At 62.4% G+C, this 18,801-nt stretch carries 18 protein-coding genes, 1 tRNA gene and 1 pseudogene; 15 read left to right on the forward strand and 5 right to left on the reverse strand.

What is annotated here, in order from left to right; genetic code table 11:
- The first annotated feature begins 82 nt into the window (after positions 1-82).
- The 9 genes from AC07SU_RS28540 to AC07SU_RS28580 all read left to right on the forward strand — a co-directional run bounded on the left by AC07SU_RS28540 (position 83) and on the right by AC07SU_RS28580 (position 7,933).
- Entirely contained in the window at positions 83-1,108 is a 1,026-nt protein-coding gene (locus AC07SU_RS28540) for an NAD(P)H-dependent glycerol-3-phosphate dehydrogenase (protein WP_176996479.1), read from the forward strand.
- A 10-nt stretch (positions 1,109-1,118) separates the two neighbouring features.
- Entirely contained in the window at positions 1,119-1,466 is a 348-nt protein-coding gene (locus AC07SU_RS28545; protein WP_176996478.1) for a DUF4389 domain-containing protein, read from the forward strand.
- Entirely contained in the window at positions 1,463-1,912 is a 450-nt protein-coding gene (gene sixA / locus AC07SU_RS28550; RefSeq protein WP_494998970.1) for a phosphohistidine phosphatase SixA, read from the forward strand. The genes AC07SU_RS28545 and sixA overlap by 4 nt, the downstream gene beginning before the upstream one ends.
- An 85-nt stretch (positions 1,913-1,997) precedes the next feature.
- Positions 1,998-3,653: an AMP-binding protein gene (locus tag AC07SU_RS28555; protein ID WP_494998971.1), complete on the forward strand. Its 1,656-nt coding sequence runs from the start codon at positions 1,998-2,000 to the stop codon at positions 3,651-3,653.
- A 30-nt stretch (positions 3,654-3,683) separates the two neighbouring features.
- Positions 3,684-4,127: a hotdog fold thioesterase gene (locus tag AC07SU_RS28560; RefSeq protein ID WP_176996475.1), complete on the forward strand. Its 444-nt coding sequence runs from the start codon at positions 3,684-3,686 to the stop codon at positions 4,125-4,127.
- A gap of 97 nt (positions 4,128-4,224) precedes the next feature.
- Positions 4,225-5,028: an alpha/beta fold hydrolase gene (locus tag AC07SU_RS28565; RefSeq protein WP_494998972.1), complete on the forward strand. Its 804-nt coding sequence runs from the start codon at positions 4,225-4,227 to the stop codon at positions 5,026-5,028.
- Positions 5,025-5,879, forward strand: a complete 855-nt coding sequence (locus tag AC07SU_RS28570; protein WP_494998973.1) for an alpha/beta hydrolase — start codon at positions 5,025-5,027, stop codon at positions 5,877-5,879. The genes AC07SU_RS28565 and AC07SU_RS28570 overlap by 4 nt, the downstream gene beginning before the upstream one ends.
- A 102-nt stretch (positions 5,880-5,981) precedes the next feature.
- Complete coding sequence (locus AC07SU_RS28575; protein ID WP_494998974.1) at positions 5,982-6,800, forward strand: DUF4892 domain-containing protein; 819 nt, start codon at positions 5,982-5,984, stop codon at positions 6,798-6,800.
- Positions 6,801-6,871: 71 nt separating this feature from the next.
- The gene (locus AC07SU_RS28580) at positions 6,872-7,933 is read left to right on the forward strand and encodes an AI-2E family transporter (RefSeq protein WP_176996471.1); all 1,062 of its coding nucleotides are present in this window, start codon (positions 6,872-6,874) and stop codon (positions 7,931-7,933) included.
- A 50-nt stretch (positions 7,934-7,983) separates the two neighbouring features.
- On the opposite strand, the gene AC07SU_RS28585 is transcribed toward AC07SU_RS28580, so the two are convergent.
- Positions 7,984-9,021, reverse strand: a complete 1,038-nt coding sequence (locus AC07SU_RS28585; RefSeq protein WP_494998975.1) for a sensor histidine kinase — start codon at positions 9,019-9,021, stop codon at positions 7,984-7,986.
- Positions 9,021-9,785 carry a response regulator gene (locus AC07SU_RS28590; RefSeq protein ID WP_494998976.1) on the reverse strand — a complete coding sequence of 255 codons (765 nt, stop codon included), beginning with the start codon at positions 9,783-9,785 and terminating at the stop codon, positions 9,021-9,023. The genes AC07SU_RS28585 and AC07SU_RS28590 overlap by 1 nt, the downstream gene beginning before the upstream one ends.
- 259 nt (positions 9,786-10,044) lie before the next feature.
- Here AC07SU_RS28590 and pyrF point away from each other — a divergent pair, with 259 nt between their 5' ends.
- Positions 10,045-10,743, forward strand: coding sequence for an orotidine-5'-phosphate decarboxylase (gene pyrF, locus AC07SU_RS28595; RefSeq protein ID WP_176996468.1), 699 nt, complete (start codon positions 10,045-10,047; stop codon positions 10,741-10,743).
- 106 nt (positions 10,744-10,849) lie between these two features.
- On the opposite strand, the gene AC07SU_RS28600 is transcribed toward pyrF, so the two are convergent.
- Positions 10,850-11,857 carry an NADP-dependent oxidoreductase gene (locus tag AC07SU_RS28600; RefSeq protein WP_494998977.1) on the reverse strand — a complete coding sequence of 336 codons (1,008 nt, stop codon included), beginning with the start codon at positions 11,855-11,857 and terminating at the stop codon, positions 10,850-10,852.
- Between the two features lie 229 nt (positions 11,858-12,086).
- Here AC07SU_RS28600 and AC07SU_RS28605 point away from each other — a divergent pair, with 229 nt between their 5' ends.
- From AC07SU_RS28605 to AC07SU_RS28620, 4 genes and pseudogenes are all read left to right on the forward strand, one after another.
- Positions 12,087-12,848 (forward strand): SDR family oxidoreductase, encoded by a 762-nt coding sequence (locus AC07SU_RS28605; protein WP_494998978.1) that lies wholly within the window; start codon positions 12,087-12,089, stop codon positions 12,846-12,848.
- A 203-nt stretch (positions 12,849-13,051) separates the two neighbouring features.
- On the forward strand, positions 13,052-14,464 hold the full coding sequence (locus tag AC07SU_RS28610; protein ID WP_494998979.1) for an aminotransferase-like domain-containing protein: 1,413 nt from the start codon (positions 13,052-13,054) through the stop codon (positions 14,462-14,464).
- A gap of 1,023 nt (positions 14,465-15,487) precedes the next feature.
- Positions 15,488-15,685 (forward strand): annotated as a pseudogene (locus tag AC07SU_RS28615) (HAMP domain-containing protein); the annotation flags it as partial.
- A gap of 18 nt (positions 15,686-15,703) precedes the next feature.
- Complete coding sequence (locus AC07SU_RS28620) at positions 15,704-16,546, forward strand: methyl-accepting chemotaxis protein (protein WP_494998981.1); 843 nt, start codon at positions 15,704-15,706, stop codon at positions 16,544-16,546.
- Between the two features lie 39 nt (positions 16,547-16,585).
- On the opposite strand, the gene AC07SU_RS28625 is transcribed toward AC07SU_RS28620, so the two are convergent.
- Together AC07SU_RS28625 and AC07SU_RS28630 are read right to left on the reverse strand one after the other, a co-directional pair.
- Complete coding sequence (locus AC07SU_RS28625; RefSeq protein WP_494998980.1) at positions 16,586-17,398, reverse strand: alpha/beta fold hydrolase; 813 nt, start codon at positions 17,396-17,398, stop codon at positions 16,586-16,588.
- 200 nt (positions 17,399-17,598) lie between these two features.
- Positions 17,599-18,369 (reverse strand): hypothetical protein, encoded by a 771-nt coding sequence (locus AC07SU_RS28630; protein WP_176996462.1) that lies wholly within the window; start codon positions 18,367-18,369, stop codon positions 17,599-17,601.
- Between the two features lie 358 nt (positions 18,370-18,727).
- Between AC07SU_RS28630 and AC07SU_RS28635 the strand changes: the two genes are divergently transcribed.
- A tRNA-Glu gene (locus tag AC07SU_RS28635) sits at positions 18,728-18,800 on the forward strand.
- The last annotated feature ends 1 nt before the right edge of the window (position 18,801 follow it).

The following is an 18,801-nucleotide window of genomic DNA, read 5'->3' on the forward strand; positions in this document are numbered from 1 at the left end:
TGAATTGACACGGGGGCTGGCCGCAATCGGGTCGCCCCGTATAATGCCGCCATCGCCACTGGTATGGATTAACGGATTGCATATGACTGAACAGCGCCCTATTGCGGTCCTGGGAGGCGGAAGTTTTGGTACCGCCGTGGCTAACCTGCTGGCTGAGAACGGCCACGCGGTGCGCCAGTGGATGCGCGATCCCGAGCAGGCCGAGGCCATTCGCGTCCACCGGGAAAACCCCCGTTACCTTAAAGGCATCAAGGTGCACCCGGCCGTTGAGCCGGTTACCGACTTGCTCGAAACCCTCACCGCCTGCGATCTGTGCTTTGTGGCGCTGCCTTCCAGCGCCTTGCGCTCGGTGCTGGCGCCCCATGCCGAGCGTCTGGCGGGCAAGCTGCTGGTCAGCCTGACCAAGGGCATCGAGGCGCAGACCTTCAAGCTGATGAGCGAGATCCTCGAAGAGATCGCCCCCAAGGCGCGTATCGGCGTGCTGTCCGGGCCGAACCTGGCGCGGGAAGTGGCCGAACACGCGCTCACCGCCACGGTCATCGCCAGTGAAGACGAGGCCCTGTGCGAGCGCGTCCAGGCCGTGTTGCATGGCCGCACCTTTCGCGTCTACGCCAGCGGCGACCGCTTTGGCGTCGAGCTGGGCGGTGCGCTGAAAAACGTCTACGCAATCATTGCCGGCATGGCCGTCGCCCTCGGCATGGGCGAAAACACCAAGAGCATGCTGATCACCCGCGCCCTGGCCGAGATGACGCGCTTTGCGGTGAACCAGGGCGCCAACCCGATGACCTTTCTGGGTTTGGCCGGCGTGGGCGACTTGATCGTGACCTGTTCCTCGCCCAAGAGCCGTAACTACCAAGTCGGTTTTGCGCTCGGCCAGGGCTTGAGCCTGGAAGACGCGGTGACGCGCCTGGGCGAAGTGGCTGAAGGGGTCAACACCCTCAAGGTTTTGAAGGCCAAAGCCCAGGAAGTTGGGGTGTACATGCCGCTGGTCGCCGGGTTGCACGCGATCCTGTTTGAAGGGCGCACCTTGAACCAGGTCATCGAGCTGCTGATGCGCGCTGAGCCGAAAACCGATGTCGACTTTATTTCCACCAGTGGTTTCAACTGAGGAACGCGCCATGAACGACCCGAAAGACGCCCCTAAATACGAGTCCATCCTGCTGCGCATTCTGTGGATGCTGGTGTTTGCCCTGGTGTGGCAAGTCGCGCAATTCCTGCTCGGTGCGCTGGTGGTGGTCCAGTTGATTTATCGCCTGGTCTACAGCGCGCCGAACCTGGGCCTGATGAATTTCGGTGACAGCCTCAGCCAGTTCCTCGCGCAGATCGGCCGTTTCGGCAGCTTCCATACCGAGCAAAAACCTTGGCCGTTCGCCGATTGGCCGACCCCACGCGCACCCGAAGGCGAAGCCGCGCACAGCGTGCCGCCTGCGCCGCACCCGGCCCGCGATGAAGAGCCAAAACTGTGAAGCTGTGGATATTGCGTCACGGTGAGGCCGAAGGGCACGCCCGTACCGACGCCGAACGCAACCTTACCGAGCATGGCCGTGGCGAAGTCTTGCGCAGCGCTGCGCACCTGATCGGCCAGCCCATCGCCGCCATCATCGCCAGCCCGTATGTGCGGGCGCAGCAGACCGCGCACCTGGTGCGCGATGCGTTGGGGTTCGAGCCGCAGATCCGCACGGTGCCGTGGCTGACCCCCGACGGCAACCCGTTGCAGGTGCTGGAAAAACTCGACACCGATGACAATGTGCTGCTGGTCAGCCACCAGCCTTTGGTGGGTAGCCTGATCAGCTTTTTGCAGCATGGCCACCAGCGCCAACCGCAACCGATGCACACCGCCAGCCTGGCGGAATTGGAGGGTGACTTCCCGCTGGCGGGGCTGATGAGCCTGGTCAGCGTGAAGAATCCGTAGGAACGATCGCCGCTTTTTGTGTGCTATATAGTCAACCAAGCAAGTGCTTGGTTGGCTATCATCGGAACACAAAGGAGCGCGTCCCATGCCTGTCGCTTTTCGTTTGCCGTTGCAGGTCTTCTTCGAACGTGAAGCGCGGCACCCGCGCAAAACCTTTCTCGTGCAGCCCGTTGGCGGCGGTGAGGTGCAAACCCTCACCTGGGAAGAGGTTGGCCAGCAAGCCCGTCGCGCCGCCCACTGGCTGCGCGCCCGAGAGCTGCCCCAGGGCTCGCACATCGCCCTGATTTCCAAAAACTGTGCACACTGGATCATCGCCGACCTGGCGATCTGGATGGCCGGGCACGTCTCAGTGCCGCTGTACCCCAACCTCACCGCCGACTCGGTGGCCCATGTACTCACCCATTCCGAGGCGGCGCTGGCGCTGATCGGCAAGCTCGACGATTGGCCTGCCATGGCGCCCGGCATTCCACACAGTGTGCCGACCATCAGCTTGCCGCTGTGCCCGGCTGGCACTTTCGATTTCACCTGGGCCGACTTGCAAAACTGTTCGCCCATCCAGGACAGCCTTGCGCCTGACGCTTCCAGCCTCGCCACCCTCATCTATACCTCCGGCACCACGGGCTTGCCCAAAGGCGTGATGCAGACCTTCGGTGCATTGGGCTTTGCCGCCACGCGCGGCACCGAATTGTTCGGCCTGGGGGAGGACGACCGGCTGTTGTCCTACCTGCCGTTGTGCCATGTGGCAGAGCGGATGTTTGTGGAAATGGCAGCGATCTATACCGGTCAAACGGTGTTTTTCGCCGAAAGCCTCGACACCTTCCTGGCCGACCTGCGCCGGGCACGCCCGACCGCGTTGTTCGGCGTGCCACGCATCTGGACCAAGTTCCAGATGGGTGTTTATGCCAAGGTCCCGGAAAAACGCCTGGAAACCCTGCTGCGCCTGCCTTTTATCGGCAAGCGCATCGGCCATAAGGTGCTGGCGGGCCTGGGGCTGGATGCGTTGCGCATTGCCTTGTCCGGTGCCGCGCCCGTGCCCGAGGCGTTGCTGCGCTGGTATCAGCGTCTAGGGTTGGACGTGCTGGAGGTGTACGGCATGACCGAAGCCTGCGGTTATTCCCATGTGTCCCGACCGGGCCAGCAGAAGCTCGGCTGGATCGCCCAGCCATGCCCCGGCGTTGAAGTGCGTATCGACCCGTCGGGCGAAGTGCAGGTGCGCAGCGGCGCGACAATGCTGGGCTATTTCAAGGACCCGCAGAAAACCGCCGAGACCCTCACCGATGATGGCTTCCTGCGCACCGGCGACAAGGGTGAGCAGGACGCCGAGGGCCGCCTGCGCCTCACCGGGCGTCTCAAGGAAATCTTCAAGACCAGCAAGGGCAAGTACGTGGCCCCGGCGCCGATTGAAAACCGCCTGGCCGAGCACGCACGCATCGAACAAGTGTGCGTGGTGGGGGATGGCCTGATTGCCCCGATGGGGTTGTGCGTGCTGTCGGCCGTTGGCCAGGCGGAGAATCGCGAGGCGCTGCAGGGAAGCCTTGAGCGCTGGCTGGAACAGGTCAACCAGACGCTGGACAAGCATGAACGCCTGCAGCACCTGGTGGTGGTCAACGACAACTGGGCAGTGGAAAACGGCTTTATGACCCCCACGCTGAAGATCAAGCGCAGCGTGATCGAGGCGACTTACGGTGAACATTTACCGACTTGGAGCGAGCGTTCCGAAACCGTTCTGTGGCAGGATTAGGGCCATCATAAAACCAAAAAGGATTGACCCATGAGTTTGTGGCGCACACAACCCAACATCGAACAACTCAATGCCATCCAGAAAAACACCATCGGTGAATTGCTGGATATCCGTTTTGAAAGTTTTGATGAAGAATCCCTGACCGCCAGCATGGTGGTCGATCACCGTACCCACCAGCCCTATGGTCTGCTGCACGGCGGCGCCTCGGTGGTGCTGGCTGAAAGCGTCGGCTCCATGGCGGCCTACCTGTGCATCGACCCGAAAAAATTCTATTGCGTGGGCCTGGAGGTCAATGCCAACCACCTGCGTGGTGTGCGCAGCGGGCGGGTGACGGCGGTGGCGCGGGCGATCCATATCGGTCGGACGACCCAGGTCTGGGACATCCGCCTGACCAGCGATGAGGGCAAGGCCAGCTGCGTTTCGCGCCTGACCATGGCCGTGGTGCCGCTGGGCGAGCAACCGCCGGCACGATAGGCATGGCGTGAGTGTCATCATTCCTGGCAGTTACAGTCATTGCTGTGCTGCCCGGGGCTGGTGACAATTCAGTTCTGTTTTTGTAGATGGATCCCGTATGTCGCAGCACGTGTTTTTTGCCCACGCCAATGGTTTCCCTTCGGCCACCTACGGCAAGTTGTTTGCCGCCCTGGCCCCGGAATACGCGGTGGCTCACTTGCCGCAGCACGGTCACGACCCCAGGTTCCCGGTGGACGATAACTGGCAGAACCTGGTGGACGAACTGATCCACCACCTGGAGCTGCAACCTGAACCCGTGTGGGGCGTGGGCCATTCCTTGGGCGGCGTGTTGCATTTGCACGCGGCCATGCGTTGCCCGCAGCTGTATCGCGGCGTGGTGATGTTGGACTCGCCGGTGCTGACCCGGGCCGACCGCTGGGTGATCCGCGCCGCCAAGCGCTTTGGTTTTATCGACCGACTTACGCCGGCTGGACGTACCTTGGGCCGTCGTGAAGAGTTCACTGACCTTGCCTCCGCGCGCAGCTATTTCGCCGGTAAAACCCTGTTTCGCGGGTTCGATCCCGAATGCTTCGACGCGTACCTGCAACATGGCTTGCAACAGGTCGGTGATCGCCTGCGCCTGCGTTTCGACCCGGCCACTGAAATCAGCATTTACCGCGGCGTGCCTCACACCAGCCCCGGCCAAGTGCGCCAATTGAAGGTGCCGCTGGCGGTGGTGCGCGGTCGCCAGAGCCGAGTGGTGATGCGCCACCACGCCAGCGGCGTTGACCGCCTGCCCATGGGCGAGATGCTCACCATACCCGGTGGGCACATGTTCCCGCTTGAGCGTCCACAGGACACCGCCACCTTGATCAAAAACCTGTTCTCCCGCTGGGACGCCCGTGAGCGCAGTTGCGCATGAGCACGCCGGTCGAGGAAGTCCGCTTGAGCCTGGCGCATATCGAGCTGGCGGCACACTTGTTTGGTCCCGAAGACGGTTTGCCGGTTATCGCTCTGCATGGCTGGCTGGACAACGCCAACAGCTTTGCGCGCCTGGCGCCAAAACTGACGGGGTTGCGCATCGTTGCCCTGGACATGGCCGGCCACGGGCATTCGGCGCATCGTCCTGCCGGGGCGGGCTATGCGTTGTGGGATTACGTCCACGATGTGCTGCAAGTGGCCGAACAACTGGGCTGGAAACGTTTTGCATTACTTGGCCACTCCCTCGGCGCCATCGTTTCCCTGGTGCTGGCCGGTGCCTTGCCGGAACGGGTGACGCACCTGGGATTGATCGACGGCGTGATCCCGCCGACCGCCAGTGGCGAGAACGCCGCCGAGCGCTTGGGCATGGCCTTGCAGGCGCAGTTGAGCCTGCAGGACAAACGCAAGCCGGTGTACGGCAGCCTCGATCGTGCCGTGGAGGCGCGCATGAAAGGGGTGGTGGCGGTCAGTCGCGAAGCCGCCGAACTGCTGGCCCAGCGCGGTTTGATGCCGGTGCCGGGGGGATACACCTGGCGATCCGATAGCCGATTGACCCTGGCCTCGCCGATGCGTCTGACGGATGAGCAGGCGATGGCTTTCGTGCGGCGCGTCGGTTGCCCCACGCAGTTGGTGGTCGCCGCCGACGGCATGTTGGCGAAACATCCCGAATTGCTTTCTCAGCTACCCTTCACCGTGACCACGCTGCCAGGCGGCCATCATTTGCACCTGAATGACGAGCCCGGCGCGATCCTTGTTGCAGACTGTTTCAATCGGTTCTTCTCCACGCCTTGACTTGGCGGGGTCAACTGCCGAGGCTGGGCGGATTGAAAGGGAGTCAACCATGAACAATCTCAACACTGCTTCGACCTCCAGTGGCCCAGGCGCGTTGATCCGATGAGCGTGCGTAAAGGATGTTTCCGTATCCTGGGGCTGAGCCTGCTGAGCCCCCTGGTGTTCGCCGCCGACGTACCGGGTAGCCAAGACCTGCCCACCGTGGCCCGTCAGGTCGACGCGCAAATCGTCGACTACCGCCCCGCCGAAGAAAAAGAACGCATCTACCCCATGGGCGCGATCCGCAAGATCAGCGGCCAGTTGCGCTATGAAGGCCAGGCCACGGCGCGCGGGCAAACCACCGCCATTACCTACGAACTGCCACCGGAGCACACCTCCAGCGCGGCGTTCACCGCAACTCGTGAAGCGTTGCAGGCCAAGGGCGCGCAACTGTTGTTCTGGTGCCAGGCCCGCGATTGCGGCGAAAGCAGCTTGTGGGCCAACGAGGTATTCGGCAATGCCAAACTGGTGGGCGCCGACGGCCAACAGGAATACCTGCTGCTGCGCCTGGCCGCCCCCCAGGACAATTCCCTGGTGGCGCTGTATGGCATCACCCGGGGCAACCGCCGTGCCTATCTGCATGTGGAACAACTGGACGCCAGCGCGCCACTGGGCGACCTGCTGCCCACCTCGGCCACGTTGCTGCGTGAGTTGAAAAGCACCGGCGAGCTGGACTTCCCGACATTGGGCGTCGAGCCTGATGCCACCTGGCTTAACCTTATTTCCCGTGGGTTGAACCTCGACGCTACCTTGCGCGTAAGCCTCACCGGCCCTACGGCCGAGGCCTGGCGCCAGGGCCTGATCGACAGCGGCGTGCGCGCTGCCCGCCTGGAAACCGGCACCGATGCTGCCAAAGGCCTGCACCTGCATCTGATACGCTAGGCATGACCAGGCGAACGGACCCGCGCCGTTCGCCTAAGCTCTCTTCCTAAGCCCTCTTCTCGAGATACCCGATGCTCAATAACGATCGCCTGCTGGTGCAAATCCTGCTGCTGGTGCTGTTCGGTGCCAGTTTCTGGGTGATGGCGCCGTTCTGGTCGGCGCTGTTCTGGGGCGCGGTGCTGGCGTTTGCCAGTTGGCCGCTGATGCGCTTGCTCACCCGTTGGCTGGGGGGGCGTGAGTCCCTGGCAGCGGGCATCCTGACGTTGGGCTGGATGTTGCTGGTGGCGGTGCCGCTGGTGTGGCTGGGTTTCAACCTGGCCGACCATGTGCGCGACGCCGTGGGCCTGATCAAGGACATCCAGGTCGATGGCCTGCCCGAAGCGCCAACCTGGCTCGGTTCGATCCCGTTTATCGGCGAGCGGCTGGTGGCGACCTGGGACAGTATCGACCAGCAGGGTGCGGCGCTGATGGTCAGCATCAAGCCTTACCTGGGGCAGGTGGGCAACTGGTTGCTGGCGCGCAGTGCGCAGATCGGCGGCGGCATCCTTGAGTTGACCCTGAGCCTGGTGTTCGTGTTTTTCTTCTACCGTGACGGGCCGCGCCTGGCGACCTTTGTGCATCGCCTGCTGGAACGCCTGATCGGCGAGCGTGCCGGTTACTACATCGAACTGGTGGCTGGCACCGTGCAACGGGTAGTCAACGGTGTCATCGGTACTGCCGCCGCACAGGCCCTGCTGGCGCTGATCGGTTTCTGGATCGCAGGCGTACCGGGCGCGTTGGTGCTGGGCATCGTGACCTTCCTGCTCAGCCTGATCCCCATGGGCCCGCCGCTGGTGTGGATCCCGGCAACGGCCTGGCTGGCGTGGAAGGGCGACTACACCTATGCAGTGTTCCTGGGTGTGTGGGGCACGTTTATCATCAGCGGCGTTGACAACGTGCTCAAGCCCTACCTGATCAGCCGGGGCGGCAACCTGCCGCTGGTGATCGTGCTGCTCGGGGTGTTCGGCGGGTTGATCGCCTTTGGTTTTATCGGGTTGTTTATCGGCCCGACCTTGCTCGCGGTGGCCTACAGCTTGTTGATGGACTGGAGTGCGACTCAGGCCCAGGGCCGCCGGGAGGATAAATCGATCTGACAGACCGCCATCGCAGGCAAGCCAGCTCCTACAGGGGGCCGTGCCAGCGATTAGGCTCTTGGTAGCCACATGACGGCGGTCAGGCCGCCGCCTGGGGTGTCTTCCAGGCTCAGGTGGCCGCCGAGGCGTTCCACCGCTTCCTTGGAAATCGTCATGCCCAGGCCGACGCCGCCGGAGTTGCGGTTGCGTGAGCCTTCGAGCCGGAAAAACGGCTCGAACACCGCCTCGCGTTTGTCGGCGGCAATCCCCGGGCCGTGGTCGATCACACGGATCACCAGCGCGCCCTTGCTGTCCGCCAGTTCCACGCGGGCGGTGCCGGCGTAGCGCAGGGCGTTGTCGATCAGGTTGTTGAGGCATGAGCGCAGCGCCATGGGCTGCACCTGCAAGGGCGCGCAGGTGCCCGAGAACTGCACGTCGCAGCCCTGGTCCTGGGCGTTTTCACTGAGGGATTCCACCAGCGCCTGTACATCGAGCCAGTGTCGGGTTTCGCTGGTGCGTTGTTCGTGCAAGTAGCTCAGGGTGGCATCGAGCATGCCTATCATGTCGTCCAGGTCCTGGCGCATCTGGCCTTGCAGCTTGGTGTCCTCGATCTGTTCCAGGCGCAGCTTGAGGCGTGACAGCGGGGTACGCAGGTCATGGGAGACCGCCCCGAGCATGCGCGCGCGCTGGCTGACCTGCTCGCGAATGCGTTTTTGCATCATATTGAAGGTGGATGCAGCTTGCCGTGCTTCCCTCGGCCCGGACTCATTGAGCGGCGGGCTGTCGAGGTCGACGCTCAAGCGCTCGGCTGCCGCGCTGAGGCGCTGGATCGGCCGGCTCAGCAGCTTGGCGCCATACCAGGCTGCGATGATCAGCGAAATGAACTGGAACGTCAGCGGCACCACCGGCCCGCCAAACCAGGGGCGAGGGTGCTTCTTGTGCAAGGGGGTGAAGCTGCCGTCTGCTTGCTGCACGAACATTTCGCCAGGCGGCGTTGGCGGCGGGCCGTAGTGGTGAAACCAGAAGATCGCCAGCACGTGGGCCAGCACGATGGCTACCAGCAATACGCCGAACAGCCTGCCGAACAGCGTATTGAAGGCGTTGCGCATCAGCCGATATCCCGCGCGTCGAACAGGTAGCCTTCGCCACGTACGGTTTTGATCAACTGCGGTGCCTTGGGATCGTCGCCCAGCTTTTGGCGCAAGCGCGAGACCAGCAAGTCGATGCTGCGATCAAACGCTTCGATGGAGCGGCCACGGGCGGCGTCCAGCAATTGTTCGCGGCTCAGTACGCGGCGCGGGCGCTCGATGAACACCCACAGCAAGCGAAACTCGGCGTTGGACAGCGGCACCACCAGGCCGTCGTCGGCCACCAGCTGGCGCAACACGCTGTTGAGGCGCCAGTTGTCGAAGCGGATATTGGCGCGCTGTTCGGTACGGTCATCACGCACCCGACGCAGGATAGTCTGGATGCGCGCCACCAGTTCGCGCGGCTCGAAAGGCTTGGACATGTAGTCGTCGGCGCCCAGCTCCAGGCCGATGATACGGTCGGTAGGTTCGCAGCGTGCGGTGAGCATCAGGATCGGGATGTCCGATTCGGCGCGCAGCCAGCGGCACAAGGACAGGCCATCTTCGCCCGGCAGCATCAGGTCGAGCACCACCACGTCGAAGGTTTCGGCCTGCATGGCTTGGCGCATGGCGGCGCCATCGGTCACGCCGACGGCAAGAATGTTGAAGCGTGCCAGGTAATCGATCAGCAGTTCGCGGATCGGCACATCGTCATCGACGATCAGGGCGCGGGTGTTCCAGCGCTTTTCGTCGGCGATCACAGCGCCTTTTTGCTCGTCGTTCACAGAGACTGAAGAAATATGCATAGTGCGATCATCTGCCTGGTTGTTGCTGTCAGCATAGGCGCCCAGCCCCATGGCTGGAAGTGCTGGACGGTCGGTCGTGGGGGCGAGGCTAGCCGGGGGGCGTGTTGAGGGCATGTCGTGAATGTATCTGGCTCGATACAATTGGCGAAAATGGCCGCCGCAACGCGGTCTGTCAGTATTTACCGATCATCGGATCCCGCAACGGCGCCGCTTGCGCTACAATCCGCGCCGATTTCGACTTGCCTGAGAGCCCATTCCAATGTCCGTCTGCCAGACTCCTATCATCGTCGCCCTGGATTACCCCACTCGTGACGCCGCACTGAAGCTGGCTGACCAGTTGGACCCCACGCTTTGCCGGGTCAAGGTCGGCAAGGAACTGTTCACCAGTTGCGCCGCCGAAATCGTCGGCACCCTGCGTGACAAAGGCTTCGAGGTATTCCTCGACCTGAAATTCCACGATATTCCCAACACCACCGCCATGGCGGTCAAGGCCGCCGCCGAAATGGGCGTGTGGATGGTCAACGTGCACTGCTCCGGTGGCCTGCGCATGATGAGCGCGTGCCGCGAAGTGCTGGAACAGCGCAGCGGCCCTAAACCGCTGCTGATCGGTGTGACCGTGCTGACCAGCATGGAGCGCGAAGACCTGGCCGGTATCGGCCTGGACATCGAGCCGCAGGAACAGGTACTGCGCCTGGCGGCCCTGGCACAGAAAGCCGGCCTTGATGGCCTGGTGTGCTCGGCGCTGGAAGCCCAGGCCCTGAAGACGGCTCACCCATCGTTGCAACTGGTGACCCCGGGGATTCGTCCTGCAGGCAGCGCCCAGGATGACCAACGCCGCATCCTGACCCCGCGCCAGGCGCTGGACGCCGGTTCCGATTACCTGGTGATCGGTCGCCCGATCAGCCAGGCCGCCGACCCTGCCAAGGCACTGGCTGCAGTCGTCGCCGAAATCGCCTGAGCGAAACATCCCCTGTAGGAGCCGGCTTGCCGGCGATAGCGCCCTCAGCCTTGCATCAGGTTCAAGGCCGCCATCGCCGGCAAGCCGGTTCCTACAAAGGGGTGTTTCAGTTGACCTTGAGCACCAGCTTCCCGAAATTCTCGCCGTTGAACAGCTTCATCAGCGTCTCCGGGAACGTTTCCAGCCCCTCCACGATATCTTCCTTGCTCTTGAGCTTGCCCTGGGCCATCCAGCCGGCCATCTCCTGACCGGCAGCGGCAAAGTTCGCCGCGTGGTCCATCACCACAAACCCTTCCATGCGCGCGCGATTGACCAGCAATGACAAATAGTTGGCCGGGCCTTTCACCGCTTCCTTATTGTTGTACTGGCTGATTGCGCCGCAGATCACCACGCGAGCCTTCAATGCCAGGCGGCTGAGGACGGCGTCGAGAATGTCGCCGCCAACGTTATCGAAATACACGTCCACGCCTTTGGGGCATTCGCGCTTGAGGGCGGCAGGCACGTCTTCGCTTTTGTAATCAATCGCGGCGTCGAAGCCCAGTTCATCCACCAGGAACTTGCACTTGTCGGCGCCTCCGGCAATGCCCACTACGCGGCAACCCTTGAGCTTGGCGATCTGCCCGGCAATGCTGCCCACCGCGCCCGCTGCGCCGGAGATCACCACGGTTTCGCCCGCCTTCGGCGCGCCAGTGTCCAGCAGGGCGAAGTAGGCGGTCATGCCAGTCATGCCCAGGGCGGACAAGTAGCGCGGCAGTGGGGCGAGTTTCGGGTCGACCTTATAGAAGCCGCGTGGCTCGCCGAGGAAATAATCCTGCACGCCCAAGGCGCCGTTGACGTAGTCCCCCACTGCAAACTTCGGGGTGTTCGAGGCAATTACTTTTCCCACGCCCAGTGCACGCATCACCTCGCCGATACCCACCGGAGGGATGTAGGACTTGCCCTCATTCATCCAGCCGCGCATGGCCGGGTCCAGGGACAGGTACTCGTTGCGCACCAGCACCTGCCCATCGCCGGGTGTGCCCACCGGCACTTCCTGGTAGGTGAAGGTGTCCCGCGTGGCCGCGCCGACCGGGCGTTTGGCGAGCAGGAACTGGCGATTGGTCTGGGCAGTCATGGCAAGGACTCTGTTGGAAGTGAACCCAGAGTGATAGACCCTCAACCGCCTGAGGGCAAGCTCGCCCAGGGGAGCGAATGCTCGGCGATAGGCATTGATGATAGTGCGCCGGGCAGCTTTATCACTGCGGCTCATACAGCGCCAACCGGCCTTCTGATAGTGCTGACGCGCCCAGCCTGCGGTTGGCTAGACTCCAGCGACGGTTATTTCTTGCATAGGACATCCCCCCATGAGCATGACGTTTTCCGGCCACGTGGCCCTGGTGACTGGCGCAGCAGCCGGTATTGGACGCGCCACGGCGCTGGCCTTTGCCGCTGAAGGCTTGAAGGTCGTGGTGGCCGACCTGGACGTGGCGGGCGGCGAGGGCACTGTCGCGCTGATCCAGCAGGCCGGGGGCGAGGCGCTGTTCGTGCGCTGCAACGTGACCCTGGAGGCGGACGTGCAGCAATTGATGGCACAGACGATTACAGCCTATGGTCGCCTGGACTATGCGTTCAACAACGCCGGAATCGAGATCGAGAAGGGCAAGCTCGCCGAAGGCAGCATGGACGAGTTCGACGCCATCATGGGGGTGAACGTCAAGGGCGTCTGGCTGTGCATGAAGCACCAGTTGCCATTGCTGCTGGCCCAGGGCGGCGGTGCGATCGTCAACACCGCGTCGGTTGCCGGTTTGGGCGCTGCGCCGAAGATGAGCATTTACGCGGCGTCCAAGCACGCAGTGATCGGCCTGACCAAGTCGGCCGCCATCGAGTACGCGAAAAAGAAAATCCGCGTGAATGCGGTGTGCCCGGCCGTCATTGATACCGACATGTTCCGCCGTGCCTATGAGGCCGACCCGCGCAAGGCTGAGTTCGCGGCGGCCATGCACCCGGTGGGGCGCATTGGCAAAGTCGAGGAGATCGCCAGTGCGGTGCTGTACCTGTGCAGTGATGGCGCCGCGTTCACCACTGGCCAGGCGCTGGCGGTAGACGGTGGCGCGACGGCGATCTAGGACTGCACGCCCTACGTCATTCGAAAAAGTTTTGGGTGGTGTGGGGCGTTTCCCAAGCTGGCTATAAGCCGTGAGCGAATATGTGTCATTAAGTAAATAAGTCAATAGAATCAATAATTTAGTAAAGGTTGGTAACGAGCCAGGCCAGGCTTCTGTGCTTAACTCATGCGGGTTGAATAACAGACAGTTGAAGTGGGTGGCTCATGGATTTAGGAATCGATCGGCAGGCTCCTGTACCGGTGGTGCAGCAGATTGTCAGCGCGGTGGCGCAATGGATTCGCACGAGTGGGGCAGCCCCGGGTACACGTCTGCCGTCTGTGCGGCAATTGGCGCTCGATAACCTGGTCAGCCAGTCCAATGTGATCGAGGCGTTCGAGCGCATGGTGGCCCAAGGGCTGCTCTCGCCCCGGCACGGGTCTGGTTTTATGGTGGCCCCGCCAGCGGTTGTTCACGAAGGCCATTGGTATGAAGGCGCCGAGCAGGCCTGGGGGGGCTTTACCGACAGCCCGCTGGGCGAACTGAAGCTAGGCAATGGCTGGCTGCCGGATGCCTGGCGTGAAAGCGACGACATCAGTTACGCAATACGCGAGGTCAGCCGTACCGACACCGCAGGCCTGTTCAACTACAGCTCGCCGCTGGGCTTGCCGGCACTGCGTGAACAACTGCTCAAACGGCTGAACCACCTGCAGGTTGCCACCCGCCTGGAGTGCATTGTCACCACCCACGGTGCCAGCCATGCCCAGGACCTGTTGATACGCACCTTGCTCAAGGCCGGCGACACGGTGGTGGTCGAGACCCCGGGGTACGGCAACCTCTTTCGTCAGTTGGCCTTTCAAGGCGTCACACTGCTGGAAGTGCCGCGCACCCGTGGGGGGCCGGATATCCCGATGCTTGAAGCGCTGCTTCGAGACCATCGGCCCAAGTGCCTGTTCATCCATAGCCTGTATCACAACCCGACCGGCACCAGCCTGTGCCGCGAGGTCGCCGAACGTTTGCTGCAACTGGCCCGCAGTGAAGACTTTCTGATCATCGAAGAAGACATCTATGGCGACTTGCAGCACGCCAGTTGCGTGCGCTTGTCGGCGCTGCCCCATGATGGCCGGGTGATCTACGTCTCGAGCTTTTCCAAAACCCTGAGCAGCGCATTGCGCGTGGGTTACCTCAGCGCCAGCGCAGCGATTGTTGCCCGCCTGGTCACCCTCAAGACGCTGACCGGTATTGGCACTTCGCGGTTTGCCGAGGCGGTGGTGGCCGTCTTGCTGGCCAATGGCACGTATCGCAAATGGGTACAGCGCTTGCGCAAAAGGCTGGGTGTGCACATGGCCGCTACGTTGCAAGTGTTGGAAGACGAGGAGTGGAAGGTGTTCGCCGTGCCTGCAGGCGGCATGTTCCTGTGGGCAAAGCCAGGCGCCGTGGCGCCGTCACGGCTGCAGGCGCAGGCGCGGCGGCTCGGCGTGCTGTTGACTCCCGGGGCGTTGTTCAGCCCGAACGGGGAGCCGAGTGACTGGCTGCGCATCAACGTGGCCTATGCTGATGATCAGCGAGCGCTGGCGTTGTTCCGCGTCATGGGGCCTGCCAGATCGACCTCGACCATTCTGAAAACGACGGGCGTGTAGCTTTTTGCCATTATTCCGGCGCCAGCGTCTTGTGCCGGTGCTCCGTGGTTGCGAATCTCGCCATTGGTAAATCGGGCTTGATGGCATCTGCCATTGCAAGAGGACTCAAGTGCAATGATTTCGGCCGTGCAACGACGTTTCGCCAACCTCGGGATGGCAAAAAAACTGGGCTTGGGCTTCACCCTGGTGCTGCTGCTGACGGCCTTGGTGGCGGCGATTGGCGTGTGGTCGCTGCAGACCGTCGGCCAGCGTTTCGAAGGCCTCAAGGCGATGTCTTCGCTCAACAGCGGCTTGCTCAAAGTGCGCCTGATCGAGCAGGACTACGCGCTGCACGCCGATCCGAAAGCCGTTGACGCCCTGCACGAGAGCGTCGACGCCCTGGCCGCACTGGCGGCCAGTCTCAAGGCCCAGTCCGTCGCCAATGTGCCGGTGATGGCCGACGTCGAGCAGGCGCTGGCCGCCTATCGCAAGGCGTTTGATGAGTTCGTCGAGTTGACCCAGACCAAGGACCTGGCTCTGGAAATGGCCAGTTGGTCGGTGTCCAGCGTGGCCAATAACCTTGATGTGTTGCAAGCCGGTCTGGCCGACGACGGTGCCTATGGGCTCAAGGAAAGCCAGGGCAAGGAGGGCGCCGAGTTTATCGAGCAGGCCGGGCAGGTCAGCCAGGTATCGCGGCTTATGCTGCAGGCCATGAACGAAGCACGGGTGCGCCTGGACCAAAGCCGCAAGGCCGATGCGGACGAAGCCGAACAAGGCAAGATCGAGCAGGCCGACCAGGCCCTGGCTCAAGTCGAACAACTGAAAACCTCGGTCAAGGATGCCGGCTACCAGACGGTGCTCAATGAAGTGTCCGGGCATATCGCCTCGTTCAGCGAAAAGCTGGGTGAGTACACCGGGTTGTTGGCCCAGGAAAAAGTCGTCTACAAGCAATTGCATGATCGCGCCGACCAAGTGGTCAGCCGGGTGAACCAGGCCTATGACGCTGGAGATCAGTCGATGCAGGCGCAATTGAAGAAAAGCGCGATGCTGATCATCGGCTCGTCGGCGCTGGCGCTGTTGGTGGGGTTGATTGCGGCGTGGGTGATTACCCGCTTGATCGTTGCACCGCTGCGCAGTGTGATCGCGGTGGCCCAGCAAATTGCCTCCGGCGATTTGAGTGGGCGGATGGAGGTCAGCCGTCGAGATGAAATCGGCCAATTGATGCAGGCGATGCAGCAGATGGGCAATGGGCTGAGCCACATGGTCAGCGGCTTGCAGGCCGGGATCGAGCAACTGGCGGCGTCGGCCCACTCACTGTCCAGTGTCACTGAACAGACCAATGTCGAGGTCAGCAGCCAGAAGGAAGAAACCGAGCAGGTGGCCACGGCAATGAACCAGATGACCGCCACCGTGCACGACGTGGCGCGCAATGCCGAAGAAGCGGCCCAGGCCGCGCAGACCGCCGACGACAAGGTTGATAGCGGCCAGCAAGTGGTGCGCCAGAGCTTGCAGCGTATCGAATTGCTTGCCACCTCCAGCACCAGCGCAAGCGCGAGCATCGAAAGCCTGAGTGCGGAAATCCAGAATATCGGCACCGTGTTGAGTGTGATCAAAAGCGTCGCCGAGCAGACCAACCTGCTGGCGCTCAACGCCGCCATCGAGGCAGCACGGGCAGGGGAGCAGGGCCGTGGTTTTGCGGTGGTCGCCGATGAAGTGCGGGCGCTGGCCAAGCGTACCCAGCAGTCGACCGAGGAAATCGAGCGGCTGGTCAGCACCTTGCGCAGTGCGGCGCAGTCGTCGGTGCAACAGATCCAGCAAAGTGGCGAGCTGGTGAAATTGGCGGTCAGTGATGCATTGGAAACCGAGAGCGCCTTGGGCAGCATCGCCGCTGCCGTGTCATTGATTCAGCAGATGAACCAGCAGATTGCTGCGGCGGCCGAAGAGCAAAGCTCGGTGGCCGAAGAGATTAACCGCAGTGTCACCAGTATTCGCGCCAGTGCCGACCAATCGGCGCTGAGCATGCAGGGCAATGCCGCGTCGAGCATCCAGTTGGCGCAACTGGGTACTGAACTTCAGGGGATGGTGGGGCACTTCCGCCTTTGATCGCACCGTGCAGGTGGCGATCAAAGGGCAGCAGGGCGATCAGGCGTTGTTGGCGAGGAAGGTCAGCAGCGCTTCGTTGACGAAATCCGGATTCTCCCGGGCCGAGATGTGCCCGGCTTCAGGAATCAGGATCAGGCTGCAGCCGATCAGCTCGGCCATTTCCGTGGACTCCGCAGGGGGGCGAGGCTTGTCTTGCTCGCCGCACACCACCAGGGTGGTGTCGGCGTCCAGGCGTGGCAGTTGGTCCAGGATGTCTGCACGGCTGAAGATCAGCCGGCCCAGTGGCACGATGCTGTCCAGCAGGCGTTCTCGCGTGAAGGCTTGCAGTTCGGCGCGAAAGCCCTGGTACAGCGCTGACTCACGGTCAATGCCTGGGCGGAAGAAGATCGGTGCCACCACATCCAGCAACGGCTCGGGAATGGCGCCGGCGTCTTCGATCATCTTGAACAGCGAGAAATAATACTGGCGCGTGGCCTCGGGCTCGGCACCGAGATAGGTGTCCATCAGCACCAGGCTGTTGATGCGCTCGGGGGCGAGCAATGCCAGGCGTGCACCCCACATGCCGCCGACCGACAGGCCCACCAGGTTGATCTGTGCAATGTCCAATTGATCCAGCAAGGCCAGGGCTTGGCGGGCGAGGCCGTCCAGGGATTGGGTGGCCGCCGGCAGCGGCCCTGACTCGCCGTGGCCCCACAGCTCGGGGACAATCACACGGTACTGTTGCGACAGGGCTTCGATTTGCGGGGCCCACATGTCGCGGTCCCACAGGTAACTCGAGCCCAGCAGGACGACCGGGCCGGTGCCCTGGTCGACATAATGCAGCGGTTGTCCATCAATCACGGCGACGGGCATAGCGAGCCTCTAACTTCACGGAGTGAGGGGCACTTTTTTACGCTACTCGGGGGCGGGGGGATAGATGCAAAGTGATGGCATCTCGTGGCGATGTGCTGCCCATGCCAACTGTAGTGAGCGGGCTTGCCCCGCGCGGCGGCATACCTGACACACTGCAGTGCCTGACACTCCGCGGCGCGGGGCGAGCCCGCTCACTACAATCAGTCGTAGATGACTTTCTTTTTCCAGTCGGCGTCGGCGTCGACCACTTTCAGGCCTTCGGTCAATTCGTTGACCTCATCTTCAGCCGGCTTGCTGTTGGTCAGGACGGTGGAGTTGGCGCGGGCCAGTTGTTTCTCCAGCAATTGCAGCTGGGCGCTGTAGACCACCGGTTCAGGCTGCTTGCGCAAATACTGTACGCCACGCTCGAACGCCAGGCGCGCCTGGCCCGGCTGGCCTTGTTGCAGGGCATGCTGGCCGAGGTTGTTGAAGAACTCGATGTGCAGCAGCACCAGGATATGGCGGATTTCCTTGATCCAGTGCTTGGCCTCGTTGGCCGGCAGGAAACCGTCCTGGGCGGCGCGGGTGACCTGGCCGTGCAGGGCTTCAAGCAGGAAACGTACATCCTTGGCCTTGGCTTCGGTCTGGATCGGCGCAGGCGGGTTGGCCACCGGGATTGACTCGCCCTGGGCGATCAACGCGCTCAGCTCGGTGATGCGCGCCTTGAGGGGGGCGCTGGTCTTGTTGAGGTTCAACAGGCGCTGGTTGACGTTGAGCTCCAGGCGGGTCAGCAACAGCTTGAGCGCCGGGCTCATCAACTGGCCAGGAAAGGTCTCGGTGATTTCTCCGCAACGACGCAGCCGATCATTGAGTTCGATCTCGGTGCGTTTCTTTTCCAGTTTGTTGTTTTCCACCACGTGGTTCATGTAGCCAATGGCGATCAGTATTACGATCCCGGCTATTACCAGCAGGGTGATCATGAGTGGTGTCACCGGTGTGACCTCTTAATAGGGTTTGCAGTGGAGTGTAGTGACTGAGCCATCTGGCGGATAGGACTGATCGACCAGTTGCCCAGGTAGTTTCTTCTATATAGGTAAGCGTTCCCTGCATAGATGCACATTGCCATCATTTGCTGGGGTGGACTATAGCGTCTTGTCGGGCGCCAGAATATAGGCGTCAAAGCCTGGACGGGCAGAATGCGCGCAAAGGCCCGGAAAGCGGGGCGAAGTCATTGATTTTAATAAATTTATCCTTGGGGGTTGACGACCTTTCAATCCATCCATAGAATGCGCGCCACTTAACGCGGAAAGCACACAGCGAAACGCGGTTAAGCAGTGAAGTTGTACGTGTGTCCCCTTCGTCTAGTGGCCTAGGACACCGCCCTTTCACGGCGGTAACAGGGGTTCGAGTCCCCTAGGGGACGC

This window comes from Pseudomonas sp. GW821-FHT05H12, from assembly GCF_059419385.1.